General features: G+C 37.9%; 25 protein-coding genes. 13 read left to right on the top strand and 12 right to left on the bottom strand.

Features of this window, described 5'->3' with window-relative positions; all coding sequences use genetic code 11:
- Positions 1–112: 112 nt before the first annotated feature.
- Positions 113–292, bottom strand: coding sequence for a hypothetical protein (locus AC07YC_RS08070; protein WP_336635727.1), 180 nt, complete (start codon positions 290–292; stop codon positions 113–115).
- Positions 293–522: 230 nt separating this feature from the next.
- Between AC07YC_RS08070 and AC07YC_RS08065 the strand changes: the two genes are divergently transcribed.
- A complete protein-coding gene (locus tag AC07YC_RS08065; protein WP_336635726.1) occupies positions 523–1,146 on the top strand; it encodes a hypothetical protein in 624 nt (207 codons plus the stop codon).
- A gap of 81 nt (positions 1,147–1,227) precedes the next feature.
- Here the strand turns inward: AC07YC_RS08065 and AC07YC_RS08060 are convergent, their stop codons facing one another.
- Positions 1,228–1,764: a tubby C-terminal domain-like protein gene (locus AC07YC_RS08060; protein WP_336635725.1), complete on the bottom strand. Its 537-nt coding sequence runs from the start codon at positions 1,762–1,764 to the stop codon at positions 1,228–1,230.
- A 74-nt stretch (positions 1,765–1,838) separates the two neighbouring features.
- Here AC07YC_RS08060 and AC07YC_RS08055 point away from each other — a divergent pair, with 74 nt between their 5' ends.
- Positions 1,839–2,306: a GNAT family N-acetyltransferase gene (locus AC07YC_RS08055; RefSeq protein WP_494919016.1), complete on the top strand. Its 468-nt coding sequence runs from the start codon at positions 1,839–1,841 to the stop codon at positions 2,304–2,306.
- 41 nt (positions 2,307–2,347) lie between these two features.
- Here the strand turns inward: AC07YC_RS08055 and AC07YC_RS08050 are convergent, their stop codons facing one another.
- Together AC07YC_RS08050 and AC07YC_RS08045 are read right to left on the bottom strand one after the other, a co-directional pair.
- Entirely contained in the window at positions 2,348–3,607 is a 1,260-nt protein-coding gene (locus tag AC07YC_RS08050) for a dicarboxylate/amino acid:cation symporter (RefSeq protein ID WP_494919015.1), read from the bottom strand.
- Positions 3,608–3,871: 264 nt separating this feature from the next.
- Complete coding sequence (locus tag AC07YC_RS08045) at positions 3,872–4,921, bottom strand: TRAP transporter substrate-binding protein (protein WP_336637332.1); 1,050 nt, start codon at positions 4,919–4,921, stop codon at positions 3,872–3,874.
- A gap of 112 nt (positions 4,922–5,033) precedes the next feature.
- On the opposite strand from AC07YC_RS08045, the gene AC07YC_RS08040 reads away from it, so the two are divergent.
- Positions 5,034–6,614, top strand: coding sequence for an ATP-binding protein (locus AC07YC_RS08040; RefSeq protein ID WP_494919014.1), 1,581 nt, complete (start codon positions 5,034–5,036; stop codon positions 6,612–6,614).
- A 28-nt stretch (positions 6,615–6,642) separates the two neighbouring features.
- Positions 6,643–7,344 (top strand): response regulator, encoded by a 702-nt coding sequence (locus AC07YC_RS08035; protein ID WP_336637331.1) that lies wholly within the window; start codon positions 6,643–6,645, stop codon positions 7,342–7,344.
- A 50-nt stretch (positions 7,345–7,394) separates the two neighbouring features.
- On the opposite strand, the gene AC07YC_RS08030 is transcribed toward AC07YC_RS08035, so the two are convergent.
- From AC07YC_RS08030 to AC07YC_RS08015, 4 genes are all read right to left on the bottom strand, one after another.
- Positions 7,395–8,363 (bottom strand): 4-hydroxy-3-methylbut-2-enyl diphosphate reductase, encoded by a 969-nt coding sequence (locus tag AC07YC_RS08030; protein ID WP_336637330.1) that lies wholly within the window; start codon positions 8,361–8,363, stop codon positions 7,395–7,397.
- Between the two features lie 74 nt (positions 8,364–8,437).
- The gene (gene vrrA, locus AC07YC_RS08025; protein WP_336637329.1) at positions 8,438–8,941 is read right to left on the bottom strand and encodes a VrrA/YqfQ family protein; all 504 of its coding nucleotides are present in this window, start codon (positions 8,939–8,941) and stop codon (positions 8,438–8,440) included.
- Between the two features lie 153 nt (positions 8,942–9,094).
- Positions 9,095–9,799 (bottom strand): response regulator, encoded by a 705-nt coding sequence (locus AC07YC_RS08020; protein ID WP_494919101.1) that lies wholly within the window; start codon positions 9,797–9,799, stop codon positions 9,095–9,097.
- An 8-nt stretch (positions 9,800–9,807) separates the two neighbouring features.
- Complete coding sequence (locus tag AC07YC_RS08015) at positions 9,808–12,495, bottom strand: ATP-binding protein (protein WP_494919013.1); 2,688 nt, start codon at positions 12,493–12,495, stop codon at positions 9,808–9,810.
- Positions 12,496–12,863: 368 nt separating this feature from the next.
- Between AC07YC_RS08015 and kdpA the strand changes: the two genes are divergently transcribed.
- Genes kdpA through kdpC form a run of 3 tightly spaced genes read left to right on the top strand, consistent with a single transcriptional unit; the run spans position 12,864 to position 17,294 of the window.
- Entirely contained in the window at positions 12,864–14,558 is a 1,695-nt protein-coding gene (gene kdpA, locus AC07YC_RS08010) for a potassium-transporting ATPase subunit KdpA (protein WP_336637327.1), read from the top strand.
- A gap of 15 nt (positions 14,559–14,573) precedes the next feature.
- Entirely contained in the window at positions 14,574–16,637 is a 2,064-nt protein-coding gene (kdpB, locus tag AC07YC_RS08005) for a potassium-transporting ATPase subunit KdpB (RefSeq protein ID WP_336637326.1), read from the top strand.
- 12 nt (positions 16,638–16,649) lie between these two features.
- Positions 16,650–17,294 (top strand): potassium-transporting ATPase subunit KdpC, encoded by a 645-nt coding sequence (gene kdpC, locus AC07YC_RS08000; RefSeq protein WP_494919012.1) that lies wholly within the window; start codon positions 16,650–16,652, stop codon positions 17,292–17,294.
- A gap of 39 nt (positions 17,295–17,333) precedes the next feature.
- Here kdpC and AC07YC_RS07995 read toward each other — a convergent pair whose 3' ends face one another.
- Entirely contained in the window at positions 17,334–18,389 is a 1,056-nt protein-coding gene (locus AC07YC_RS07995) for a 2,3-butanediol dehydrogenase (RefSeq protein ID WP_258268930.1), read from the bottom strand.
- Positions 18,390–18,682: 293 nt separating this feature from the next.
- Here AC07YC_RS07995 and AC07YC_RS07990 point away from each other — a divergent pair, with 293 nt between their 5' ends.
- Both AC07YC_RS07990 and AC07YC_RS07985 read left to right on the top strand, forming a co-directional pair.
- The gene (locus tag AC07YC_RS07990; protein ID WP_336637333.1) at positions 18,683–19,984 is read left to right on the top strand and encodes a DEAD/DEAH box helicase; all 1,302 of its coding nucleotides are present in this window, start codon (positions 18,683–18,685) and stop codon (positions 19,982–19,984) included.
- A gap of 13 nt (positions 19,985–19,997) precedes the next feature.
- Positions 19,998–20,891, top strand: a complete 894-nt coding sequence (locus AC07YC_RS07985) for a deoxyribonuclease IV (RefSeq protein ID WP_494919011.1) — start codon at positions 19,998–20,000, stop codon at positions 20,889–20,891.
- 49 nt (positions 20,892–20,940) lie between these two features.
- Here AC07YC_RS07985 and AC07YC_RS07980 read toward each other — a convergent pair whose 3' ends face one another.
- Positions 20,941–21,177, bottom strand: a complete 237-nt coding sequence (locus AC07YC_RS07980) for a Nif11 family protein (RefSeq protein ID WP_012295215.1) — start codon at positions 21,175–21,177, stop codon at positions 20,941–20,943.
- Between the two features lie 162 nt (positions 21,178–21,339).
- On the opposite strand from AC07YC_RS07980, the gene AC07YC_RS07975 reads away from it, so the two are divergent.
- The 3 genes from AC07YC_RS07975 to AC07YC_RS07965 are packed head-to-tail and all read left to right on the top strand — an operon-like array spanning position 21,340 to position 23,389.
- Entirely contained in the window at positions 21,340–22,086 is a 747-nt protein-coding gene (locus AC07YC_RS07975; protein ID WP_494919010.1) for a metal ABC transporter ATP-binding protein, read from the top strand.
- Between the two features lie 14 nt (positions 22,087–22,100).
- Positions 22,101–22,964 carry a metal ABC transporter permease gene (locus AC07YC_RS07970; protein ID WP_025116000.1) on the top strand — a complete coding sequence of 288 codons (864 nt, stop codon included), beginning with the start codon at positions 22,101–22,103 and terminating at the stop codon, positions 22,962–22,964.
- Positions 22,961–23,389, top strand: a complete 429-nt coding sequence (locus AC07YC_RS07965; protein ID WP_008178397.1) for a Fur family transcriptional regulator — start codon at positions 22,961–22,963, stop codon at positions 23,387–23,389. Before AC07YC_RS07970 ends, AC07YC_RS07965 begins: the two co-directional genes overlap by 4 nt.
- 69 nt (positions 23,390–23,458) lie before the next feature.
- Here AC07YC_RS07965 and AC07YC_RS07960 read toward each other — a convergent pair whose 3' ends face one another.
- Both AC07YC_RS07960 and serC read right to left on the bottom strand, forming a co-directional pair.
- Complete coding sequence (locus AC07YC_RS07960) at positions 23,459–23,818, bottom strand: hypothetical protein (RefSeq protein WP_008178390.1); 360 nt, start codon at positions 23,816–23,818, stop codon at positions 23,459–23,461.
- A 267-nt stretch (positions 23,819–24,085) separates the two neighbouring features.
- Complete coding sequence (gene serC, locus AC07YC_RS07955; protein ID WP_494919009.1) at positions 24,086–25,174, bottom strand: 3-phosphoserine/phosphohydroxythreonine transaminase; 1,089 nt, start codon at positions 25,172–25,174, stop codon at positions 24,086–24,088.
- Between the two features lie 521 nt (positions 25,175–25,695).
- Between serC and AC07YC_RS07950 the strand changes: the two genes are divergently transcribed.
- A complete protein-coding gene (locus tag AC07YC_RS07950) occupies positions 25,696–26,232 on the top strand; it encodes a hydrolase (protein ID WP_008178386.1) in 537 nt (178 codons plus the stop codon).
- Positions 26,233–26,468: the final 236 nt, after the last annotated feature.

Raw genomic sequence — 26,468 nt, 5'->3', positions numbered from 1 at the left:
ATACTAGGCATATTCAAGTGCTTATTGTCTTTCTTAAAAGCAAACATATAGACAGCCGCTTTCAGCTATATTACAGCATGGAAGCGGTTGTTTTTTGTTTAAATCATTCCTATTAATGTTCGATTTCTTCAACAACCTTTTCTTTCAAATCTGCATCCATAGAGGATAGTTTGACCGTATTTGAGAGTCGTTCCTTTAGTTCCTTATCTGTCAAAATGCCACGCTCTTTTAGAATTTGTACGAGTAGATTCAAGGTCATAATATTTTTAATTTCCGCTGCTTTTGCATCCATTTAAAACCCTCCAAAAATATAGAATTACTACCCCTTAAGTGTACTCCTTTTTAAAAATCGTGACACAAAAAGGACAAAACATAGCAAATTTATTTCGTGTTCCGGAATATGTGAGGGAAATTCAGCAATGCCAGAAATGGTTTATTTCATAGTAACGATAAAACAGTGATAGAAAACGGTGAATATTGTATTTGCAGAGCTCATACCTTCCTAACAGGGGGGATTTCATTGTGAAACGGATAGGAGTCGTTACAGGATTAATGCTGGTCATTATCGCGATCATTATCCTGTTTAATAAATATGTAGATGGTAAGCCGATAGAAGCCAATATCGAGAAAGGACCAATAATTACGAAAGAAGAGTTGAGTTTATCACTATTAAAAGATAAGCTCCTTGAACAATACGTCGGTATAGATGTTAAAACAACTGCGGAAAAGGAATTGGTCATCCAAATTGTAGGGGGAGAAGAGTATGTTCAGTCGGTTAAAACAGACATGGAAGCTATTGCAAAAAGCGCTATAAAAACTTCTGCCTTAAAGGATTACCCGATTGTCTTTGAAAGATGGGAATTTACATCATTGCTGGATGGTAATAAAGCGATGGGCAGTGATATTAATCTATTAATTGAAGATTTAATTAAAGGGCTACAATCTTTTGATGTATACGAATACTTAATACTAGAGGACCGAACAACCATTACGATTCAAACAACTATCAAAGGGGACAATGCGGAGGCGCTTCAACTAGCAACTAAGATGGAGGGTGCAGTAAAAAAAATTGTCCAAACGAATGTGAGTCAAAGCGATTCCTATATCATTCATATATTAAATGGGGAGCGAGAAAAAATAAATTGAACAGGCATCGAGACTTTAAATCTGGATGCCTTCTTTTTTGCTATGTAAGTTTCTTAATGTGAAACTAAATTCATGACTCAATTACTTACTCAAGGCAAATAAAGCTTGATAGAGTGTTGCGAGGAGTGCCACAAAGTGCATGTCGTCAGCTTGGAAAAGTTTAAACATTAGCCCCGTCCGTATGAGCTCGGTCTCTATTGGGCTTGCACTAGCAATTTTCTCATCGTTACAATATAAATAGGCGGTAGCAGTAAAATCCTTTTCAAAACGAAATGCCAAATTGTCCATAGTAAAGGTGTACGAGGATTCTAATAATTGAACTGTTTTTCGGACAATCGGTATGGTGCTACCATCTGGCATAACGAGCTGATGACTGACCCCTTTCGTTAACAGAGTAGATTGTACTTGAAAAAGGGGGGCACCTAAAGTTGTTCGTGTTTCATAACGATAGGGTAAAGTTTGCTGTGCCGCAACTAATAATACGGCATTTAAAACTTTACCAGTAGAAGAACGCTCTACTTTCTGAAGCACACACACAGTTTCGTTGTTTTCATTCATAATAGGAATATCAGAAAAGCTTTTAAAGGCCTTTGGATAGTGAAGTGTAAATATTGCCATAAAGAAACCTCCATTCATTATGTATACGAGTATGTCATTCCAGAGGTTTCACAAAATTACAGGAGGGTAAAATTTTGAGCTATTGTTTTCGACCCATTACACAAGAGCAAGCAGAGGATATCGCTTATAACTGGCATTATGAGGGTGACTATTCTTTCTATGATATGGGGGCTGACCAGGAGGATTTACAAGCATTTCTCAATCCGTATACAAGAGGAAATATTTTTGCAGTGTTAAAAAAACAAGAACTAGTTGCTTATTTTAGCATGATGACGGTTGCTGACCAAACGATGGAGATTGGCTTAGGCATGAAACCTAGTCTTACAGGAAAAGGCCTAGGTTATGATTTTTTAAAAAATGCTATTGATTTTGTCTGGGTAAATTATCCATGCGAAAAGATTACCTTATCGGTCGCCACATTTAATCTACGAGCAATCAAGCTATATCGCAAGGTAGGATTTAAAGACGCTCATACTTATATGCAAGCAACAAATGGTGGTGTCTATGAATTTCTAAAAATGGACTATATAAAAGGCTACTAAGGAGAGACAAGTATCTCGCTTTTAGTAGCCTTTTTAACTATTTAAGGTTGTGCGATTTGACCTGAGAGAGCACGTTTTTCCTGCTCTGTATCAAATTCCTTCTCCATCTTTGAAACAACTACTGTTGCCACACCATTACCAATAAGATTTGTAACAGCTCGAGCTTCGGACATAAAGCGGTCAACCCCGATTAGTAATGCAATTCCTTCTACAGGAATCATCGGGAATGCTGCTAATGTGGCAGCAAGTGTAATAAACCCAGAGCCTGTTACACCCGCAGCCCCCTTAGATGTAAGCATGAGAATGGCTAGTAATGTGATTTGATGCCAAATATCTAAATCCACACCATAAGCTTGGGCAATAAATAGAGCTGCCATCGATAAGTATATGGATGTTCCATCTAAGTTAAAGGAATAACCTGTTGGTATAACTAGCCCCACAACTTGCTTAGAACAGCCATAGTTTTCTAATTTACGCATCATGGAAGGTAAAGCTGATTCAGATGAAGATGTACCAATAACGATGAATATTTCATCCTTAATATATTTAATAAATTTAAAAATACTAAAACCGAAGTAATGTGTTATGAATCCGATGATGACAACGATAAAAATAAACATTGTAATATAGACGGAAAGCATTAAAAATCCTAAATTGCCTAGAGATTTGAGTCCGAAGTTACCGATTGTATAACTCATGGCACCAAATGCGCCAATAGGAGAAATTTTCATTACCATATTAACGATTTTAAAGAAGATATCCGCAACTTGTTCAAAAAATTTAATAACTGGCTTAGCCGGTTCACCAATCGCCGCCGCTGCTATTCCAAATAATACAGCTGAGAATAAGACAGGTAGTAATTCACCATTTGCGAGAGCACCCACAACATTATCAGGGATAATTTGCATAATAAATGTACCCAAACCATGTTCTGCTGCCGCTGCATTTGTATATTGAGAGACATCTGCTCCGTTGGCGGCTTCTGTATTAAAGCCTTTACCTGGTTCTACAAGATTGACAACGATAAGACCTATCGCCAAGGCAAATGTTGAAACAATTTCAAAATAGATTAAAGCTTTTCCCCCGATTTTCCCAACCTTTTTGACATCACCCATACTCCCAATACCAATTACAACCGTTAAGAAGATAATGGGTGCTATTAACATTTTAATTAGTTTAATAAATATATCCGCTAATATTTTTAGCTTTGCTCCGAACTCTGGGAACGCAGCACCTACTATAATCCCTAGTACAATAGCAATCAATACTTGTACTGTTAAGTTTTTAAAATTTATACGCATTTAGTTCTCCCCCTACAACATCTATGAAGATTGTGTGAACGCTTTCATGTCGTTATCATAGCTGAAATTTTCCGACAATAGCTTTTATGACCGTAATGTTTCTATTGTTCATTTTGTTCATTTTTCAATGAGAGGGTTGGTAAATGCAGTACTAGCAATGGTTTCAGGCTGTTTTATAGTAGTTTTGGATTTTAGTAATCTATTATAATACAAAAGAAAAGATCCTTACGATATGTAAGGATCTATCATTAATGACCAAAAGTATTATGGAGCAACAATTTTTTTAATCTCTGTTAGAATCTCATCATTTTGTGTTTGGGTTTTATAAAAATCATAGACAGGGGAGAGCTGCTCCTTAAAGCGCTGTCTTTCCTTAAGACTCATGGTAGAAACATCAAAATCATCTTGCTGTTTAAGCTTTAACATATCTTGCTCATTCATACGGGCAGCCTGTTCAAACTGCCAATCTGTTGTTTCCCTCATAGCCTCCACCAATTGATGTTGAATTTTCGCGGGTAAGGAATCCCAAAAGCTTTCATTCATTAATACCGCATAGCCTAAAATACCATGCTGTGTAATGGTCATATGTTTTTGAACTTTGTAGAAACCTTTTGAGTAAATATTAGAGGCTGTATTTTCCTGCGCATCAATGGCGTGTTTCTCTAAATCTGTATAAACCTCACTAAATGAAATCGGAATAGGCGTTGCTTTCAAAACTTCAAATTGTTTTTCCAATGTTTTACTAGGCATTGTGCGAATGCGTAAACCCTGTAAATCTTCAAATGTATGAATAGGGTGATCCACAGAGGTTAGGTGCTTAAAGCCGTTGTACCAAAAGCCCAATCCTTTAATATGAATAGGTTCTAGCTCATTTAATAATTGATCACCAATCGTTCCTGTCAGAACTTCTTGTACCTCTTCATTTGTATTAAACAGGAACGGTAAATCAAGAACTTGCCAATTTGGCACATAGGTTGTCATCTTAGAAAAGGTCGGGATAATCATTTCGACTTCTCCCTTTTGCAAAGCCTGAAACTCATTTTCATCATTAAATAAAGAGGAGTTGGAGTAAACATGCACTTTGACTTTGCCTTTCGTCTTTTCTTCTACTAATTCAGCGAATTTATTGGCAGCCTGTCCTTTTGGCGTATTTTCAGCTACTACATGACTTAAATGGATGGTAATTTGTGTGTCTAATCCCTTTTGCTCGTCATCGTAGGGAAGCGGGTTCGCGAAAAGTAAACCTTGTTGAACACTAATGGTGATCACTAAAAGCAAGACAGTTACAATCGTTCCAATAATAAATTTTTTCATTGAATACACCCAATTTATTCGTATTTTCTATTGTTTTTGTTATTCTAACATATGGAGTAAGCTAAAATATAGTAGGGGGGAGGCGATAATCTTGAAATTTCAGAAGTTATCGATGCAAAGAAAAATTATGTCGCTGACTTTTTTTATTCTTATGCTTTCCTTTAGCATTGGTGGTACTTTTTTATTGGGATATGTGATGAATGAACAAAAGAGCAAGCTTAGTGAACAAGCATTACTAGTAGCCAAAACAGTCTCGCAGCTTCCTGAAATCAAAACCAATATTGCCCACGAAAACATTGAAATGGCCATCCAACATATTAACCCTGTAGTAGAAGAAATCCGAGATATAAATGGGGCTCAATATATAGTTGTTTTGGATATGAGAAGACAGAAGTATTCTCACCCCAATAGAGCGGAGCTGGGTAGCATTTCGCAATCGGCCGATTTAAACGCTGCTTTTTCCGAGCATTACTATACGTCAATTGCGCATGGGGAGCATGGCAACATGGTTCGCGCGTTTGTACCAATCATGAACAGTCAAGGACAACAAATAGGTGTTACGGTTGTTGGATATAGTGTGTTGACGGTGGCGGAATTACTGCAATCGATGCAAACTGAGCTGATCATTACTTTACTATTATCTTTAATATTTAGCATATGGGGTGCGCGAACATTAGGGCTTCATATGAAAAAGCAAATGTTTGGATTAGAGCCCCATGAAATTGCCAAAATGTATGTAGAACGAACAGAGACCTTTAATGCGATGCATGAGGGCATTATTGCAATCGATAATGATTTGACTATTACCATTTTTAATGAGAAGGCCTGCGAAATACTTGGGGTTGACGAAAAACCACCTAATTTGATTGGTCAGAAAATTTTTCACGTCTTACCAGATACAAGACTACCTGAAATTTTGGAGCTTGATCAGCCACTATTTAACCGAGAGTTGTATATAAATGATCATAGTATTATGAGTAATCGCATTCCCATACAGGTTAGTGGAGAAACTGTTGGAGCAGTGGCCATGTTTAAAGATCGTACAGAAGTGAAAAAGCTTGCTGAAGAACTGACTGGGGTACGAGCATTTGTCCAAGCGCTTCGTGTTCAAACACATGAGCATAAAAATAAACTGCATACGATAGCCGGACTTTTACAACTTGGACATCATGATCAGGCTTTATCCTACTTAACGCAGGTAAAGGAAGAACACGATGAAATTACAAACTTTTTAAATGAACGTATTAAAAATGAAAATATATCAGGGCTATTACTTAGTAAAATTTCCTATGCTAAAGAACAAGGAATCCGACTGGAAATTGACCGTGAAAGTCGCTTAACATCTTTTCCACCAAATTTAGATCATCATGATTTCGTCATTCTATTTGGGAATTTAATAGAAAATGCTTTTGATGCATTAAGGGATACACAAGGGGAGGAAAAGGTTATTCATGTTTCTGTCGATGAAGACGAGGATGTCTTAGCCATTCTTGTCACAGATAACGGCGTTGGCATGACAGATGAGATCAAGAGTCATATTTTTGACAATGGCTATTCTACAAAAGAGAAAAATTACAGAGGAATAGGACTATTTTTAATAAAAGAGATTGTTGAAAAAGGACAAGGTGATATTGAAGTCATCAGTGAACCAAATAAAGGGACTAGTTTTTTACTAACATTTTACTATGCATAAGCATTAATTTTGGAATGGAGGGCTGATAATGGTACAAATCAAAGTGTTATTAATTGAGGATGATCCAATGGTGCGTGAGGTGAATCGTCAATTTATTGAAAAGGTAGATCACTTTCAGGTGATTGGACAAGCATCCAATGGTTTAGATGGCGTGACGCAAATTCGTCAACATCAGCCTGACTTAGTATTTATGGATATTTTTATGCCGGAGCAAGATGGCATCACTAGTTTACATAAAATTCGCGAGCTGGACTTACCAGTAGATGTTATCACTGTCACGGCTGCGAATGATATGGACACGGTGAAACAAGTATTGCATCTAGGTGTCTTTGATTATATTATGAAGCCCTTTTCGTTTGAACGTGTCAAAGGAACACTTGAAAATTATTTACGCTTTAAAAAACAAACACAAACGGAACGCGAGCTGACACAAGGTGAATTGGATCAGCTATTCCATTATCGTGATGGACAAAGCCCTTTAGAACAGTCTACCTTATTACAAACAGAAAAAAACCTTCCGAAAGGCTTTAACCGTACAACGCTGGAAAAAGTGGTGCACTTTTTGCAATCGGTAGATGGTGCATCGGCAGAAGAAGTTGCAAGTGGCGTTGGTATTGCTCGTGTGACAGCTAGAAGATATTTAGATTATTTAGAGAAACAAGAGAAAATTACGATGGATGTCCATTATGGTGGAATTGGTCGTCCGATAAACTATTATTTTAGTAAATAAAGAAAAAAATCCTGATTGTCATCATGACAATCAGGATTTTTTTATTGTAATCAATGGGGCATAATTTTATCGACAGGTGTAGGTGTTTTAATCTTCGGTAAAATTTTATCTAATGTCACTGTACGTTTGATAACGTGTGTCGATGGATCATTTTCTTCAAATTGATCCAAGAAGGCAATGACCTCTTTGACAATAGGTGTTGGTGTTGAAGCACCTGCAGTCACGGCAACTTTATTAATGCCTTTTAACCAATCTATTTTAAGCTCTGAAACGTCCGCGATACGATAGGAAGGTGTCCCAGCGATTTCAACAGAAACTTGCGTTAAACGATTGGAGTTATTCGATTTAGGGTCACCTACAACAATCAATAGTTCCGCTTCTCCTGCCTGCTTAGCGACAGCTTCTTGACGGACCTGAGTAGCTAAACAAATCTCTTTGTGTACCTCAATATGAGGGAATTTTTCTTTTAAACTATCCATTAAATGGGCGACATCCCATTGGCTCATTGTCGTTTGATTTGTGACAAGCAATTTATCATTCGTTAAGTTTAACACATCAATATCATTGGAAGATTGAACTAAATGGACATGATCAGGTGCAACGCCAATGGCACCCTCAGGTTCCGGATGTCCTTTTTTCCCAATATAAATAATATCATAGCCTTCTGCAGATTTTTCACGAATTAAATCGTGAGTAACAGTTACATCAGGACATGTAGCATCAATGGACACTAGGCCTTTACGCTTCGCAATTTCACGAATTTCAGGTGAGACACCATGTGCTGTGAAAATCACAGTACCAGATTCAACTTGTTCGATAATTTCTAAGCGATTATCGCCGTCTAAAGTGATGATACCATCTTCTTCGAACGCGTCTGTGACATGTTTATTATGGACAATCATTCCTAGAATGTAGATAGGTCTTGGTAATGTTTTATCAAGTGCGGCGTTTCGTGCGATGACCATCGCATCAACAACACCGTAGCAATAGCCACGTGGATTAATTTTTAATACTTGCATGGTTGTGACTCCTTTCAAGCTTTACCTATCTACATTATAACGGACAGGGGCGGCGAATACAAAGAAACGTTCATTTACATTGGTGGCTGGAAAATACGTGGTTTAGATGGGATTGGTTCAGGAGGCGAAAATGATGCGGATGTACTTTGTCTTGCCGATCGCTTAGCTCCTGTAGCAGCCTTGCTTTCACTGCCTGCACGATCAGCGCCAGCCGCTCCGCCTCCCGTCGAAGGTAGTCCTTGGAATCCTTTATATAATTTTAATAAGGACGGTATATTTTTAACCATTGGCATCGCTTGTTGAATATAAGGGGTATAAGTTTTAGCGGAATTAAATAAACTGTTTGCTTGTTGTAAGAATGAACCGATTTTAGATGGTTCTTGCACAGGTGGCATCGGCATTTGTCCTCCGAAGGAACCTATTCCATTTGCCATTGGAAAGCCGCCTGGAATTCGTGGTTGAGCAGGGAAGCCTCCAGGCGGGAAAAAGGACTGCGGTGACATCTGTGGTGGTGTTGGCATGGGCATTCTCATGCCACCGGGATACATAGGGTATGGATAAGGTGGTCGAAATACCATAATGATCTCCTTTCTACTTGTTTTTCATTGATGACATACCTGATTATAGCTATGATATGCAGAGGCTCATGGGAGGGTGCGATAATTTCTAAGGCGAATTCATCAATGAAAGAGCAGAAGTGCAACTAAGCCTTCTGCTACGATCCTCTTATCTTATTCATCTTCATGATAGCGAAGCATTCGATAACCGACCCGCACATGTGTCTGTATCAGTTTAGGCTGTGCTGGATCAGCTTCTATTTTTTTTCGAAGTGTCGCCATAAACACCCGTAAACTTGGAATATCTGATTGTAGAGCATTGTGCCAGATTTCCTTTAAAATAAAATTATGCGTTAGAACTTTCCCAACATGCTTGGATAAAACAACTAAAAGTTTATATTCAATAGGCGTGACATGTATTTCTTTGCCACTTACTAATACTGTTTGATCTACATAATTAATTTGAAGATAACCATTGGTAAAAATTGAATTTTCCTGTTCTGGTGGATGTTCATAGGCTGCTCTCCTCAAAGCAACACGTATTCTTGCTAATAATTCTTCCACACTGAATGGCTTCGTGACATAATCATCTGCACCTGCATCCAAGGCGTTAATCTTATCATATTCTTCCCCGCGGGCACTGACGACAATAATGGGCGTTTGAGTCCAGCTTCTAATTTTTGTAATAAGCTCTACACCATCTATGTCTGGTAGTCCTAAATCCAAAATATAAACATCTGGTTTCATGGTAATGGCCTTTTGAAGTGCACGATTCCCATCTTGGGCAATGTCGAATTCATACTGCTGGGTAGCTAATGTCATTTTTATTAAATTGGCAATGGCCACATCATCTTCTACTACTAGAATTCGTTTATTTATCAAATTTTTTACTCCTTTTTCAGTGAAAAGTTAAAAATTGTTCCTTCAGGTTTATTATCTGTAACAGTGATGTGACTACCATGTAGTTTTAAAATTGTTTGACACAGGGCTAAGCCTAAACCGAGCCCACGTCTACTATCACTGCGTTGTACCTTGCCAGTCGTAAACGGTTCAAACAAGCTAGTCTTTAAGGAATCATCAATTCCTGGTCCATTATCTGAAATACTGAAGTTTACTACACCATCACATTCCTTCACCAAAATAGTAATGTCACTACCTGGGGGTGTGTAGGTCAATGCATTATCAATGATATTAATGAAAACCTGTATGATCAATCTCGCATCCATGAGGCTTAATAAAAATTCTGGTTCTATTTGATAGGATATTGTATGCGAGCTATTTTGGTTAACCACATGGGAAAGAGCCTCTTGAATAATATCCTCTACTAATTCTAATTGCATTTCTAAAGCAAATTGTCCATCCTCTAGCTTAGAAACTGCTAGTAGGTTTTCAACCATTTGTACAAGCCATTTCGAATTATTAAAAATATCCTCATACAATTTATTTTTTTCACTATCGGGTATTAGAGGTGCGTTGTTTAGTAAGATATCCGCATTACCAGAAATTGCAGTGAGCGGTGTTCGAAGGTCATGAGACACTGCCCGTAAAAGGTTAGCCCGCATCTGTTCCATTTCAGCCTCTCGCGCTACTTCTTCGTGAAGCTTCTGTAAATACCATTTATCCATTGCGAATGAAAAATCATTAATGATGGCATGCAAAATATTGCGTTCAAATGCAGGAAGTGGCGATAGTTTAGACAGTGCAATACCTATAACCCCTTTCACAGTTCCATTAGAAATAACCGGTATATAGTAAGCATTCACCTCAGGAAATATATCTGTGGATACACCAGCTACATGCTTATTATTCGTCACCCAGCTCACAACGCCATGCTCGTTTGGGTTATTAAAAAGCGTAGCTATTTTTTGATTTTCAATTGTAGAAATTTTGTCCGTACGAAAAAAAGTAGATTTCCCAATTACCTGATTGTCTATTTCAAAAAATTGCACAGGTTTTTCTACTAATTTGACAATTTGAGTCATGCCTTCCGTAATAATCTCCTCAATAGACTTTGCGTGTTGCAGTCTACGATTTGTTTCAAGTAGTACTTCCATTCGATAAGACTTCCGTATAGCTATAATCGTTTGCGCCTTGATCTTTTTCGTTAAGCTACTAGTAATTACTCCAGAGAGAAACATGATAAAAAAAGTCATAGGATAATCACGATGATACGCATCAAATGAAAACCGTGGCTCTGTAAAAAAATAATTAAAAAGTAACACAGCAACGATGGAACTAATAATGCTCATTAGCCATCCTGAAGACCAAATAGCAAGAATGAGAACACCTAGAATATAAATGGTTATAATATTTGGCTCGCTAATATCAATGGAATATAAATATAGGCCGACTATGGATATTACGCTAAATACGATCAACATTTTAAATAGATCCAGCCATTCAAATGCTAGTTTATTTTTGATACTAGGAAAGTAGAATTGTTCATTTTCTTGATCGGGTACTATGTGTATAGATAAATTCGGCACATATTCATTCAGGCGATCACTAATTTTCGTGTTTGGCTGCCACCATTTTTTTCTTATGCTTGATCGACCGATGACAAGTTTAGTAACACCACTAATTTGAGCATAGTTGGCAAGGGCAGCAGCTACGTCATCCTCTTGAACAATGACAACATGGCCGCCAAGCTGTTCAACAAGCTTGATATGTTGTTGTAGGCGTTCAGAATCAGCATGATTTCTTTCATGCGCCTGCATGTTTTGAACATAAAGAGCGGTAAATTTGCCATGCAATGCTTGGGCAAGTCTTGCAGTAGTCCGAATCACCTTTGCATTTGTAGGAGAACTACTGATACCTACAAGTAAGTGTTCTTCAATTTGTACATAGTTTCTGACAGATTCATTACTGTTTAATTGTTGATAGTTGATGGTATCGGCTGTTCGCCGTAATGCAATTTCCCGTAGCGATACTAAATTTTGCTTACGGAAAAATGAATGCAAAGCTTTCTCTGCCTGTTGTTTGACATATACCTTCCCATTTTGCAGCCGTTGAATTAATTCGTCTGGTTCAATATCGACAACCTTTATTTGTGCGGCTTGATCGATTAAATAATCAGGGATACGCTCCCGCACTTTAATCTCAGTGATTTCTTCCACTAAATCATGAAGACTCTCAATATGTTGAATATTTACAGTTGTAAAAACATGAATCCCTTTAGCAAGTAGTTCTTCAACATCTCCAAACCGTTTCTTATGCCGCATGGTTGGCACATTAGAATGGGCCAATTCATCAATCAGAACAATTTCTGGTTGGCGCTGCAATACGGCATCTATATCTAATTCCTGAAATATTTTTCCCTTATAGGTTATTTTCTTTGTAGGAATTTGCTCAAGTCCTTCAAGTAATGCTAACGTTTCTGGACGAGGATGCGGTTCCACATAGCCAACTACTACATCTTTACCGAGTTTTTGTGCCTGATGTGCCGCATCTAACATGGCATAAGTTTTACCTACCCCTGCAGCATAGCCGAGAAAGATTTTTAATTTCCCTATAGATTGCTCCTCCTGTTGAAGCCTCGCAAGAAACATCTCTGGAGTGGGACGTATATTTTCCATCCTCTTTCACCTCATTTGTATTATAGCGTTAACTTCCATTAAGAAAGTGTAAAGATTTTGCTTCTTTATCCTTTCTTAATAGAAAAAAGGATTTCCTAACACTACATTAATTTCAAAGTCAGTATGATGAGAGCATCCTTAAGGAGAAGGGGTGTTACGATTGATGGATTTTTTTATGATGGGCTTACTGATCATAAGCTTTGCATGTGTGTTGGCGTTAACAATATGGTGCTACAAACTAATAGAAAAGTAACGAGGAGGAAGTCAATTTGTGGATTTTTATGGGAGTAGTACTAGTATTTCTATTTGGTTATTTAGGGCATGCATTACTTTACCCAGAAAATGATTAAAGGCAGGGGGGACACACTATGTGGCAAATAGCCATCGTCTTGATAATTTATTTACCGCTCGTTATCTTAACGGGACATTATTTATATCGGGTTACATTACAACAAAAAACATGGCTTGATCCTCTATTAGATAAAGTCGACGCAGCCATTTATAAAGTTTGCGGCATTAAACGAGCTGATATGACGGGCAAAGAATATGTCCTTTCATTAATTGTTTCAAATGCCATGATGGTGTTTGTAGGATATATCATACTACGCATTCAAGCATTATTATTTTTAAATCCAAATAATATCAACAATATGGAAGCTACCCTTTCGTTTAACACGATAATTTCATTTATAACGAATACAAATCTTCAGCATTATAGTGGTGAATCTGGACTCAGCTATTTATCACAGATGCTAGTCATTACTTTTATGATGTTTACATCAGCAGCTACTGGCTATGCAGCTTGTATGGCTTTCTGTCGTAGATTAGTGGCTAAAACAGATACAATAGGGAATTTTTTTGTCGATTTTGTTCGTGTTATTACTCGTATTTTAATGCCTTTTTCCATTGTTGTGGCTCTTATTTTAGTTTCTCAAGGATCACCACAAACCTTAAATGGCAATCAAACCGTACAAACAATTGAGGGGAAATTACAAGATATTGCACTTGGGCCGATTGCTTCTCTTGAATCTATTAAACATATAGGGACAAATGGTGGCGGTTTTAACGGAGCAAATTCAACAACACCCTTTGAAAATCCAACTGTTCTTTCCAATATAGTAGAGATGTTATCTATGATGCTATTACCAGGGGCATGTGTCGTCGCGTTTAGTCTAATGGTTGCCTCCAGAAAAAAGAACACTATTTTTGGCAAACAAGGGCTGGCTATTTTTTCAGCGATGAGTATATTGTTCCTCGTAGGATTAGTGACTGTGTACATAGCAGAGAAGGCAGGTAATCCATTCATTAGTGAACTCGGCATTACACAGGAGCTTGGAAGTATGGAAGGAAAAGAAATGCGCTTTGGGGTAGCACAATCAGCATTATTTACAACTGTTACGACTGCATTTACTACTGGGTCCATTAACAATATGCATGATACATTAACGCCACTTGGTGGTCTTGTACCTATGTTTAATATGATGCTCAATGTTGTATTCGGAGGTAAAGGCGTTGGGCTGATGAACATGATGATGTATGTTTTGCTGACCATTTTCATTGCCTGTTTAATGATTGGTCGATCTCCACAGTTTTTAGGTAAAAAAATTGAAGAAAAAGAAATGAAATTAATTGCTCTTTGTATTCTCATTCATCCTGCTATTATTTTGCTCTTTTCAGCGCTTGCGGTTGCAACACCATCTGGGATAGCTGGAATAACGAATCCAGGGGCACATGGATTATCACAAGTTCTATATGAATTCGCCTCTGCCTCTGCTAACAATGGCTCTGGCTTCGAAGGGTTAGCGGATAATTCAACTTTTTGGAATGTAACAACAGGATTGGCTATGTTCTTTGGTCGTTATGTAACCATCATCATTCAATTAGCTATTGCCTCTTTACTTGCTACTAAAGTAAGGCATAACGATTCACTAGGAACATTAAAAACGGATACGACTACCTTTACTTTTTTACTCGTTGCTATCGTGTTGATGATTGGTGCGCTGACATTTTTACCTGCTTTAGCACTGGGTCCGATTACAGAGCATTTACAACTTTATTCTTAATGAGGAGAGACACATATGGAAACAGCAAGAAATAGTTTGATGACTGGTGTCATACTAAAAAAAGCGTTAATAGATGCTTTTAAGAAATTTAGCCCCATATATATGCTGAAAAACCCTGTTATGTTTGTCGTAGAGGTAGGATTTTTGTTTGTGTTACTATTAGTTCTTTTTCCAAATCTGTTTGGTAACGATGGTGGAGAACATGCACGATTATACAATGGGATTGTAGCGATTATCCTTTTTGTTACGATTCTATTTGCAAACTTTGCAGAGTCGATTGCAGAAGGAAGAGGGAAAGCACAGGTTCAAACTTTAAAAAAAACAAAGACAGTGACACAGGCACGTGTTTTGCTTAATGATGGCTCTGAAATTTATAAACTGGCACATGAATTAAAAAAAGGCGATATCGTGTTAGTTCAAGCGGGAGAGATCATTCCTAATGATGGTGAAGTTATTGACGGAATTGCTACTGTAGATGAATCCGCAATTACAGGTGAATCTGCTCCTGTAGTGAAGGAACGGGGAGGCGATTTTTCGTCAGTTACCGGAGGGACGATGGTTACAAGTGATTGGCTGATAATTGAAATTACATCCATGCCTGGTGAATCATTTCTAGATAAAATGATAACGCTTATTGAAGGAGCTAGCCGAAAGAAAACACCAAATGAAATAGCACTCAATACGCTTCTCGTAAGTTTAACGATTATCTTCCTATTAGTTGTCGTGTCACTCTATCCAATGACAATATATTTACATGTGCCGATTTCTATCGCTACGTTAATTGCCCTGACAGTTTGTTTAATACCAACGACGATTGGTGGTTTATTGTCAGCGATCGGTATTGCAGGGATGGATAGAGTCACCCAATTTAATGTTATAGCAATGTCTGGTAGAGCGGTAGAGGCATGTGGAGATGTGGATACATTAATCTTAGATAAAACTGGCACGATCACGTATGGAAATCGCATGGCGGCTGAGTTTTTACCAGTAACAGGGGTGGAAAGTAAGGATTTAATTCGAGCTGCATGGCTTAGTTCTCTAACCGATGATACACCAGAGGGGAAATCTATTTTATCATTGGCCTGTGAATTAGGGGTAAATACGGACGGTGAAGAAACAATTATTAAGTCAAGTGAGCATATTCCATTTACCGCACAGACACGAATGAGTGGTTTAGATTCAGTCGATGGCACTAAAGTTCGAAAGGGAGCCTCTGATACGATAAAAAAAGAATGTATGAAAGCAGGACATAGCATTCCTAGCAATTTGGATCAATTGGTTCAACAAGTGTCTTCTGTTGGAGGGACACCACTGTTAGTAGCGTTAAACGATAAAATTTTAGGGGTCATTTATTTAAAGGATGTCGTCAAGGCTGGTCTGAAGGAACGCTTTGATCAACTTCGTGCAATGGGCATTAAAACGATTATGTGTACGGGTGATAATCCACTTACTGCAGCAGCAATCGCAAAGGAAGCGGGCGTAGATAGCTTTATTGCAGAAAGTAAGCCAGAAGATAAAATTCAAGTGATAAAAGACGAGCAAGCACAAGGTAAAGTTGTAGCGATGACTGGCGATGGTACGAATGATGCGCCAGCACTGGCACAGGCGAATGTAGGGCTTGCCATGAATTCAGGAACAAATGCAGCGAAGGAAGCTGCGAATATGGTTGATTTAGATTCAAATCCAACTAAAATTATTGAAGTTGTCGAAATTGGCAAGCAGTTGCTAATGACTCGCGGTGCTTTAACTACATTTAGTATTGCAAACGATATCGCAAAATATTTTGCTATTATTCCAGCTTTGCTAATGGTTGCTGTACCTGAGATGCAAGCATTAAATATTATGAATCTCAATTCACCTACTAGTGCCATTATTTCTGCCTTGATTTTTAATGCGGTCATTATTCCATTGCTAATTCCAATCGCCATGAGAGGTGTTAAGTATAAGCCAATGAGTGCCGCAAAATTATTGAATAAAAATTTGCTTGTGTACGGTGTTGGCGGAATAATAGCCCCGTTTATTGGCATTAAAATCATTGATCTACTAGTAGGACCATTATTTCGTATAGTTGGACTATAGGGAGGAAGCTATATGCGAAAAATTTTTGATAGCTCTAAGCAGGCATTACTTATAACAATCACCATGTTCATTATATGTGGTTTAATATACCCGTTTGCCGTGACAGCTTTAGCCCAAGGGATGTTTCATCAAAAAGCAAATGGCAGTTTACTAGAAATGGACGGTCAAGCGGTTGGTTCTGAATTAATCGGTCAAAATTTTACTGCTCCAGAATATTTCTGGGGGCGGGTTTCATCTGTTAACTATAATGTTTATACGAAAGAGGATACGTTACCAGATGACAAAGGACAAGTGAACTACAGTGGTGTTAGCTCAGGAACATTTAACTATGCACCAACCAATCCAGAATTGAGGAAACGGATAGAAGCGGATATCGAGAAGTTTCTACTTGCAAATCCATCTGTACAACGACAAAATATACCTTCTGATTTAATGACTGCCTCAGGCTCAGGTTTGGACCCGCATATTAGTGTGAAGGCGGCACAAATACAAGTGGATCGAATTGCCCAAGCAAGTGGTCTTTCAAAGGAGGAAATTAATATAATTATAGAGGCTAATATAGATAAACGGACATTAGGTGTATTTGGAGAAGATAAGGTGAACTTCCTTATGGCGAATCTAGAAATTAGGGAAAAGATGGGTATAGCTCAGGATTAAAAAACAGGTAGAGGGGTTCTCTACCTGTCTCTCTATATATTAAGCTTGTGAATTTACAAGGATTTTAATATGATTTCTCTCTTTCATTAATGCCTCGAAGCCCTCTGTTACGACTTCCTCAAGAGCGATACGTTTCGTCACTAGTTTATCAGCAGGGAAGTAGCCCTGCTTCATTAATTCCATCACCGCTGGGAAAATATCGCGATAAGCAATAATTCCTTTAACAGAACGCTCTGTTAGTACGATATTGTTGGGCAGAATTGAGGCGTCAGTTTCCCAAATAGAAACAATAATTGTTTCACCTTCAAATGTTGTAGAATCTATCGCTTGCTGTAATACGACTGGAACGCCTGTTACTTCAAATGCTACATCAACGCCACCATTCGTTAATTCATGTAGACGAGCTACGGCATCCTCATCTTTAGGATTAATAACTGCTGTAGCACCAAGTTCTAATGCTTTAGCGGCACGCTCTGCTGAAAGCTCTACTGCATATATTTCGGACGCTCCTGCTGCACGTAATGCTTCAATAACAAGGAGCCCGATTGGACCTGTTCCAAAGACTGCTGCCTTATCGCCTGCTTTTAATTTGCTTTGGCGTACTGCATGTAGGGCTACCGCCGCTGGCTCGACCAATGCGCCTTGCTCGTAGGATAGTCCTTCTGGCATTTTGTGAACCAGTTTTTCGTCTACCATTGTATATTCAGAGAATCCTCCGCCACCGCCTGAAAGACCGTGGAAGCCTAAATGCTTACAAATATTATACTTACCTTTTTTACAAGCAGCACATTCGCCACAAGATAGAATCGGTTCAACTACGACAGGATCTCCCACTTTTACCGATGTTACAGCATCACCAATTTCTACTACTTCACCTGAGAATTCATGTCCCATGACAATTGGTGCGATATCTTTACTTACATAGTGAGGTTGCTCTACAGGAATAAAGATTGGACCAGCTGCGTATTCATGTAAATCACTCCCACAAATTCCTGTCCAATGTACTTTAATTTTTACTTTGCCAGGTGCAATGACTGGTTCTTCAATATTTTCTACACGGATGTCTTTTGCTTTATACCATCTTGCTGCTTTCATGATCTATCAACCTCCTATAATATGTTACAGCCCCATCATAACATGTGGGAATAATGCTAATCATTAGCTCCCTATAAATTGACATAAAATTTACATATACCCAGCTTTTTCGAGTATTGATACAGCGCTTTTTTGATTGCATATTCTTCGTATTTCAAGTACCTTTGATAAGGGCTTTGTTACGGTGATCATAAAACGATAAAATTATGTTTATGCTTGTAAGAATAGGATGTAAATATACCTTAAAGTTCGAATCATGGTACAATGAAAAAAGATGTTAGGAGGAACGAATGATGTCAAAATATACTGATTATAATTTTCAGCCATTTTTGCAGGACGCCATTGCAGAACTTGGCTTTACAGAACCGACACCAATTCAAAAAGAAATTATTCCATTATTACTAAAAGGGAAGAGTGCCATTGGACAGGCACATACAGGAACAGGGAAAACACATAGTTTTTTAATTCCGATTGTTCAACGTATTGATGTAGAGAAACAGGAAGTACAGGCCGTTATTACTTCTCCTACACGTGAGCTTGCACAGCAAATTTATGATGCTTTAAATCAATTAATAGAAGGAACTGCCATACAGGCAAAACTTTTTATTGGGGGTACGGACAAACAACGCTCTATTGATAAGTTAAAAACGCAACCTCAAATTGTTGTTGGAACACCTGGCCGTATTCGTGACCTTGTTTCAGCACAAGCGTTATTTGTGCATACGGCACCAATTCTAGTTGTTGATGAAGCAGATTTAGCTTTCGATATGGGCTTTATTGAGGAAATTGATGGATTTGCTTCCCAAATGCCAGAGAAACTTGAAATGTTCGTATTTTCAGCAACTATCCCGGAAAAGCTACAGCCTTTCTTAAAAAAATATATGGACGCACCTGTCCATGTTCACATGAATGATAAACGACCTGTGGCTGAGGGCATTGATTTTATGCTTGTACCAGTTCGTTCTAAATCACGTAATAAACGTTTATTAGAAGTTATCGAAGGCATCAATCCATTTTTGGCTGTTATTTTTACAAACACACGTAAAACGGCTGAGCATGTTGCTGGTTATTTAAATGAGCATGGTATCCGTTGTGGACAAATCCATGGTGATTTAAGCCCACGTGACCGTAAGAAGATGATGAAGCAAATTCGTGATCTTGAGTATCAATATATTGTTGCGACAGATTTAGCGGCACGTGGAATTGATATTCAAGGAATTTCTCATGTCATTAACTATGAAATTCCTGAGGACTTAGAATTCTTTATTCACCGTGTTGGACGTACAGCTCGTGCAGGTAATAAAGGAACAGCGATTACATTATTTGAGCCATCTGACGAGGATGCAGTAGTACGTGTGGAAAAAATGGGTATTCCATTTGTGCAAATGGACGTTAAGGATGGAGAATGGTCCGAGTTAAAAGAGCGTCATGCTCGTAAAAATCGTGTTAAACAAGAGAATGAAATAGATGTGAAAGCGAAGGCATTGGTACGTAAACCTAAAAAGGTAAAACCAGGCTATAAGCGTAATATGAAATGGGAAATGGAAAAAATTAAAAAACGTGAACGTCGCTTAAAAGCGAGAGGAAAAAAATAAGGGGGCTTTTTACATGCTACTTGGCTCACATGTTTCGATGAGTGGGAAGGAAATGTTACTTGGCTCTAGTAAAGAGGCATTATCGTACGGAGCTAATACATTTATGATCTATACAGGAGCGCCGCAAAATACACGTCGGAAGTCGATTGCCGATTTGAACATTATGAATGGACTCCTTCATATGAAAGAGCATGGCATGACTAATATTGTTGTTCATGCTCCCTATATCATCAATATTGGCAATACGGAAAAACCAGAAACGTTTCGTCTTGGGGTAGATTTTTTACAGTCAGAAATTGAACGTACAGCAGCATTAGAGGCAGGACAAATTGTCTTGCATCCTGGTGCACATGTAGGTGCTGGGGCAGATGCAGGGATTGCCAAAATTATTGAAGGCTTAAATGAAGTATTGTCGCAAGATTACCCCGTCCAAATTGCATTAGAAACGATGGCAGGGAAAGGAACAGAATGTGGTCGTTCCTTCGAAGAGTTAGCGAAAATCATAGATGGTGTCACTCATAACGAGCGTCTTTCTGTATGTTTTGATACTTGTCATACACATGATGCTGGCTATAACATTGTCGAGGATTTCGATGGTGTTCTCAACGAATTTGATAAATTAATAGGTGTTGATCGCATCAAAGTTTTGCACATTAATGATTCAAAAAATGTGCGAGGCGCTGCTAAAGACCGTCACGAAAATATCGGTTTTGGTCACATTGGTTTTGATGCCTTGAACTATGTGGTTCACCATCCACAATTAATGGCGATTCCTAAAATTTTAGAAACACCATTCGTACCACTTACTAGTGATGCCAAATCAAAATCAGCTCCATATAAAGCTGAAATTGATATGTTGAGAAGTAGTACATTTAAGCCTGAGCTTATCGAGGCTTTAAAAGCCTAAAAAAGAAGCCCAACATCCAGCCACTGTGCTGATGTTGGGCCTTATTACGTTATTTTGTAAAAAGTGCGATTAGCTGACGAGAGCGCTTTCTTCCTAAAACAGCCTCCACTTCGACTAAAATATCTTTAGGGATGCCTAAAAAAAGCCAGGAAAATGAGAATTGCTCCAAATAAGGCCGAAGTTTTTTTACTTCAGAAGTTGTAATGTCAAAACCCTCTTCACGAGCAATCGCGACAATTTCCTTATCCGTGCTTTGTGCCAATTGCTGTAAAAATTGAATACTCAAAGTCAATCCTCCTTTATAATATGGTTGATGTAATGATTTAAACGGTCGCCATTTTCTCATTCAAAAAGTAGCTATCTTCTTTTCTTTACAAAAACTGCACTTTCCTATATACTTACAACTTGTAAATCGTAATGATTTTGAATTAGAAAGAAGCGATCATGCATGAAAACAACATTAATTGACATTGAAAATGTGTCATTTCAATATGACTATACACAAGTTTTAAAAAATATTTCCTTTCGTGTAGAAGAGGGCGATTTTTTAGCGCTACTCGGCCCAAACGGTTCGGGTAAATCAACATTATTAAAAATCCTTTTAGGTTTATTAAAGCCTCTTTCAGGAGAAATAAAGCTTTTTGGTGAACCAAGTGCAACTTTTAAACATCGAGAATGGATCGGTTATGTTTCGCAAAAATCCAATGCCTTTAATTCAGGGTTTCCAGCAACCGTGCAAGAGGTCGTGAAAAGTGGATTAACGAAAAAATTAGGGCTTTTTAAAAGACCTGGACGAGAAGCTAAAGGAAAGGTTCAAGACGCATTAAAGGCAGTTGGTATGGATGCATTTGAACATCGTAATATTGGTGAATTATCAGGTGGACAACAACAACGAGTTTTTATTGCGAGAGCTTTAGTCAGTGATCCCCAATTACTTATTTTAGATGAACCGACTGTTGGTATTGATCACGAGAACGTGCAGTCATTTTATGATATGCTGGCGAAATTAAATCGGGAACAGGGAATTACAATGATTCTTGTCACACATGATGTCGATACCGTATCTAATCGCATTAGCCATGTGGCTTGTTTAAATCAAACCATTCACTTCCATGGCTACAAAAATGAATTTGATAATATTTCACAGGGTGCGCTAGATGCTTGGTATGGCCATTCTGTGAGAAAGATTCATTAAAAGGAGAAGGCACAATGATTGAAGCAATTTTACATTATGAATTTTTACAAAATGCCTTTTTCTCTGGATTATTAATAGGCATACTTGCCCCTCTATTAGGCGTGTTTATTGTAGTAAGAAGGTTATCGCTGATTGCGGATGCTTTATCACATGTCACACTTGCTGGAATAGCAGGGAGCTTATATATTAGCCAATCTGTGACCGCCTTCGCTTTGCTTAACCCTATTTATCTAGGAATTTTAGCATCTGTTAGTGGTTCTATATTAATTGAGCGTCTAAGACGTTTATATAAGCACTATGAGGAGCTAGCTATACCGATCATTATGTCAGGCGGCATAGGCATAAGCGCTATCTTTATATCGCTTGCCAGCGGCTTTAGCACAGATTTAATGAGTTATCTGTTTGGCTCAGTATCTGCCGTATCACGCCAAGATCTATGGGTGGTGATTGGAATTGCTGCAGTAGTTATCCTCTTTTTGTTTTTATTTTTTAAAGAATTATTCGTTCTATCCTTTGATGAAGAATATGCAAAAGCAAGCGGCCTTCCAGCACGCTGGGTGCATCTATTGTTTATGATTGTGACGGCTCTTGTTATTGCTGCAAGTATGCGCATTGTAGGTATTTTACTTGTATCATCATTAATGACGTTACCTGTAGCAGCTGCAATGCGATTGGCAAAAGGCTTTAAGCAAACTATCTTTTATGCTATTGTGTTTGGAGAAACGGCAGTTTTAATCGGTCTGATTAGTGCATTTTATTTAGATTTAGCGCCAGGAGGTACGATTGTTGTCACTTCGATTTTAATATTGCTACTTGTGATCCTTGGAAAAAAAGTAGCATTTAAAATGGCTGCGAAGCAAGGGGAGGTAGCACAATGAATGTTTCAAGAGCGTGGGAAATTTTAAAAGAAAATGGTTATAAAAAAACGGATAAGCGGGAGTTAATATTAGATATGTTTGCTGCAACAGATAAATATCTAACAGCCCGTGATTTATTGGATGTATTAAAAAAAGATTTTCCGGGGATGAGCTTTGATACCATTTATCGTAACCTTGCTACATTTGTGAAGCTAGGGATTTTAGAGGAAACAGAGCTATCTGGAGAACGTAATTTCCGAATGCACTGTGAATCCGCACATCATCACCATCATTTTATTTGTATGGATTGTGGCAATGTTAAAGAGCTCAACCTTTGTCCGATGGAAATGCTAGGAGAAAAGCTACCCGACTATGAAATTGAAAATCATAAGTTTGAAATATATGGGAAATGCCCAGATTGTAAGCATGAAACTCTGTCACATTAAAAAATGGACAGAGTTTTTTTATGTAAAAGAGAGGGTAGTTCCAAATAGGATGTACCCTCTCTATTTTTATTAAGCTACTGCTACTTTACGAATCGCAACAATTTGATTGCAGTCTACAATTAAAGGAGAAGTAGCAGCCGCACCTGCCTCAAGGAAGTAAGCACAGCAATTGCGTGGGTCGAAAGAAATGAAAGTCACACCTAAGAAACTAATACCTCCAGATAAAAAGATATCTAGTCTAGTCGCAAGCTCTAATTTTCGTAATTGCTGACAAATACAGCCTCTACAGTTACTGCTCATTCTTGGTGTACATTTTTCTTCTTTTTGACAAGGGCATTTTTCTTCTTTACGAGGACAACATTTCTCTTCTTTTTTTGGACATTTACAGCCTTGCCAGTTCATCTGTGTTGTATATCGTCTATCTTCCATCGTCCAGACCTCCCTTCCTCTATTTTCGTAAGGGTATCCTTACAGTAATAATCTATGTTTGGTAAATAGATAGAGGCTGGTAATCTGTCCGATAGTCCGCTAAAAAATCTATATTTTTCTCAAAGGAATAGGCTATGTGCAAAGCCCTAAAAGAAAAATTTGCTATAAAAATTTTATAATGATGGTTGTATGGGGATAGATTATCATCGACAAACAAAAAAAGACGAGTCATTACAGATACGTAAATCATCGTCATTTTTTATAAGATTATTGATGTTTTTGTTGGAAATCGATCATAAAGTCTCTTAAAGCTTCACAAGCCTCTAACGGCACAGCATTATATGTTGAAGCACGACAGCCACCTACAGAACGATGGCCATTTAGCCCTACAAAGCCAGCTGCTTTTGCTTCCGCTAGGAATAGTTTTTCAAGTTCCTCATCGGTTACACGGAATGTAATGTTCATAAGTGAGCGACTTTCTGGAGTTGCATGACCCTTATAGAAGCCATTGCTATTATCAATAGCATCATAAATAACTTTAGCCTTTAATTCATTGTGCTTCTCAACTGCAGCGACTCCACCATTAGATTCTACCCATTTCAACACTTCGCCTAGCATATAGATACCAAATGTAGGGGGTGTATTATATAAAGAATTACTATCAGCATGTGTTGTATATTTAAGCATTGTAGGGATGTTTTTATTCGCTTTTTCAAGAAGATCTTTGCGAATAATGACAACTGTTACACCTGAAGGACCTAGGTTTTTTTGAGCACCTGCATAGATGAGTCCGAATTTTTGAATATCAATTGGTTTTGAAAGAATATCACTAGACATATCGGCCACTAAAGGTACATTTCCTGTATTTGGATAATCCTTCCACTGTGTACCGTAAATAGTATTATTAGAAGTGATGTGCACATAGGCATCATCCTCATTAAATTGAATGTCTGCTAGGGCAGGGATATGGCGGTATTGGTTCTCTTTTGTGCTAGCAGCTTCCACAGGTGTACCGAAAAACTTTGCTTCCTTGAATGCCTTCTCAGACCAAGAGCCTGATAATACATAACTTGCTTTTTGATCAGTTGATAGGAAGTTCATTGGCACCATTGTAAATTGCAGGCTAGCTCCCCCTTGTAAAAATAAGACCTCGTAATTTTCTGGTATCGCATATAGCTTTTTCAATAAGGCAATCGCTTCGTTATGTACTTCGTCAAAAATGGCACTACGATGGCTCATTTCCATAATCGACATACCTGAGTCACGGAAGTCTACTAATTGTTGTTGAGCTTTTTCTAATACTTCTTGGGGCAGTGCAGATGGACCTGCGTTGAAATTGTATGCACGTTGTGTCAAAGTGGGTACACTCCTTGTTTGGTTAATAAGTGAAATTTTTATCCAGTGGCTATAAACTGCTGAATATACATTGTCCTGATCGAGCTTTAATCGTCTAAGAGACTTCATTAGCTATAGGACCATTAAAGCGGGATAACAGAACTTTACTGGATTATAACTTAATTTTCAAGAGAAAAAATAAAATTCTTAATATTTGAGCAGAATAGCGACAGCCTCGCAACAAAATGTACACAATTAACAGGCGTTTTTAATTCAAATACGAACGAAAAGTACAGTTTTATCGGGAATAAAGTTGGAATTTTCGTAATTGAAATAAATTTCATCCGATATAATCCTTTTAATGTTCGGATTTTAACAGCGGTGGAAAAGGGCATGCTCGTGGAGATAGGGGACGGCTAAAATATAACATTTAACGTTTATTTATGCAGACGATGAATCAATATGTACGATAAATTTTAAATGAACCCATTTTAACGTGAGTTTTTGTATAATAAATTAAGAATAGAAAAGGGGTGTTCTCAATGTTTACAGTAGAAGAAGCTTGTTTAGTAGTCGTTGACGTGCAAGGAAAGCTAGCAACAATTGTTGATGAGAGTGAAGCAACGATTGCAAACATTGCTAAGTTGATACAAGCAATGCAGGCACTGGAAGTACCTATTTTATGGCTAGAACAAAATCCGAGTCGTTTAGGCGGTACAGCACTCGATATAGCACAACATCTTCAAGGACAAGCAATTGCTAAAATGGCTTTTAGTGCATGTGAGGAAGAGGAATTTGTGAAGGCGATGAAGGAAAGTGGACGTTCTCAATTTATTGTGACTGGTATTGAAACGCATATTTGTGTCTACCAAACAGCTAGACAACTAAAGGAACAAGGATTTGAAGTTGAGGTAGTGGTAGATGCTGTTTCATCTCGAACAAAAGCCAATAAGGAAGTCGGATTAGCTAAGATGAGTGCCCTTGGTATTTATCCAACTAGTATGGAAATGATTTTATATGAGCTTTTGCAACGAGCAGATCATGAACATTTTAAAACAATCTTACAGCTTGTAAAGTAATAGACATAATTGAACCCATTGGTCCGTGTCCAAAAAAATAGTCATAACAATTTTTGCTTTAAAGTAGGAAATTACCAAAAAATATAGCTTTTATATAAATCCGGGATGTCTGATGGGTCTATAGACCTTGTTCGGGCATCTTTTTTTATAAAAAATGTTTTAAGTATGACTCTACTCATATAAAAGCTTAGCCTTTCTAATTATTGTATACTATAATATAAAATCGGGATTTCATT

The organism is Lysinibacillus sp. GW247-5R2A (assembly GCF_059424475.1).
Note: the sequence above shows the minus strand (reverse complement) of the source record. Positions and strands in the feature narration are given on the sequence as shown.

Excerpts from the sequence above, each read along its gene's own strand:
- kdpC (WP_494919012.1), top strand. The coding sequence starts at position 16,650 with ATGCGAAAAATTTTTGATAGCTCTAAGCAGGCATTACTTATAACAATC.
- vrrA (WP_336637329.1), bottom strand. The coding sequence starts at position 8,941 with ATGGTATTTCGACCACCTTATCCATACCCTATGTATCCCGGTGGCATG.
- AC07YC_RS08070 (WP_336635727.1), bottom strand. The coding sequence starts at position 292 with ATGGATGCAAAAGCAGCGGAAATTAAAAATATTATGACCTTGAATCTA.
- AC07YC_RS07995 (WP_258268930.1), bottom strand. The coding sequence starts at position 18,389 with ATGAAAGCAGCAAGATGGTATAAAGCAAAAGACATCCGTGTAGAAAAT.
- AC07YC_RS08045 (WP_336637332.1), bottom strand. The coding sequence starts at position 4,921 with ATGAAAAAATTTATTATTGGAACGATTGTAACTGTCTTGCTTTTAGTG.
- AC07YC_RS07970 (WP_025116000.1), top strand. The coding sequence starts at position 22,101 with ATGATTGAAGCAATTTTACATTATGAATTTTTACAAAATGCCTTTTTC.
- AC07YC_RS08015 (WP_494919013.1), bottom strand. The coding sequence starts at position 12,495 with ATGGAAAATATACGTCCCACTCCAGAGATGTTTCTTGCGAGGCTTCAA.
- AC07YC_RS08050 (WP_494919015.1), bottom strand. The coding sequence starts at position 3,607 with ATGCGTATAAATTTTAAAAACTTAACAGTACAAGTATTGATTGCTATT.
- AC07YC_RS08030 (WP_336637330.1), bottom strand. The coding sequence starts at position 8,363 with ATGCAAGTATTAAAAATTAATCCACGTGGCTATTGCTACGGTGTTGTT.
- AC07YC_RS08060 (WP_336635725.1), bottom strand. The coding sequence starts at position 1,764 with ATGGCAATATTTACACTTCACTATCCAAAGGCCTTTAAAAGCTTTTCT.
- AC07YC_RS07965 (WP_008178397.1), top strand. The coding sequence starts at position 22,961 with ATGAATGTTTCAAGAGCGTGGGAAATTTTAAAAGAAAATGGTTATAAA.
- kdpB (WP_336637326.1), top strand. The coding sequence starts at position 14,574 with ATGGAAACAGCAAGAAATAGTTTGATGACTGGTGTCATACTAAAAAAA.
- AC07YC_RS08035 (WP_336637331.1), top strand. The coding sequence starts at position 6,643 with ATGGTACAAATCAAAGTGTTATTAATTGAGGATGATCCAATGGTGCGT.
- kdpA (WP_336637327.1), top strand. The coding sequence starts at position 12,864 with ATGTGGCAAATAGCCATCGTCTTGATAATTTATTTACCGCTCGTTATC.
- AC07YC_RS07950 (WP_008178386.1), top strand. The coding sequence starts at position 25,696 with ATGTTTACAGTAGAAGAAGCTTGTTTAGTAGTCGTTGACGTGCAAGGA.
- AC07YC_RS08040 (WP_494919014.1), top strand. The coding sequence starts at position 5,034 with ATGCAAAGAAAAATTATGTCGCTGACTTTTTTTATTCTTATGCTTTCC.
- AC07YC_RS07960 (WP_008178390.1), bottom strand. The coding sequence starts at position 23,818 with ATGGAAGATAGACGATATACAACACAGATGAACTGGCAAGGCTGTAAA.
- AC07YC_RS07990 (WP_336637333.1), top strand. The coding sequence starts at position 18,683 with ATGTCAAAATATACTGATTATAATTTTCAGCCATTTTTGCAGGACGCC.
- AC07YC_RS07985 (WP_494919011.1), top strand. The coding sequence starts at position 19,998 with ATGCTACTTGGCTCACATGTTTCGATGAGTGGGAAGGAAATGTTACTT.
- AC07YC_RS07975 (WP_494919010.1), top strand. The coding sequence starts at position 21,340 with ATGAAAACAACATTAATTGACATTGAAAATGTGTCATTTCAATATGAC.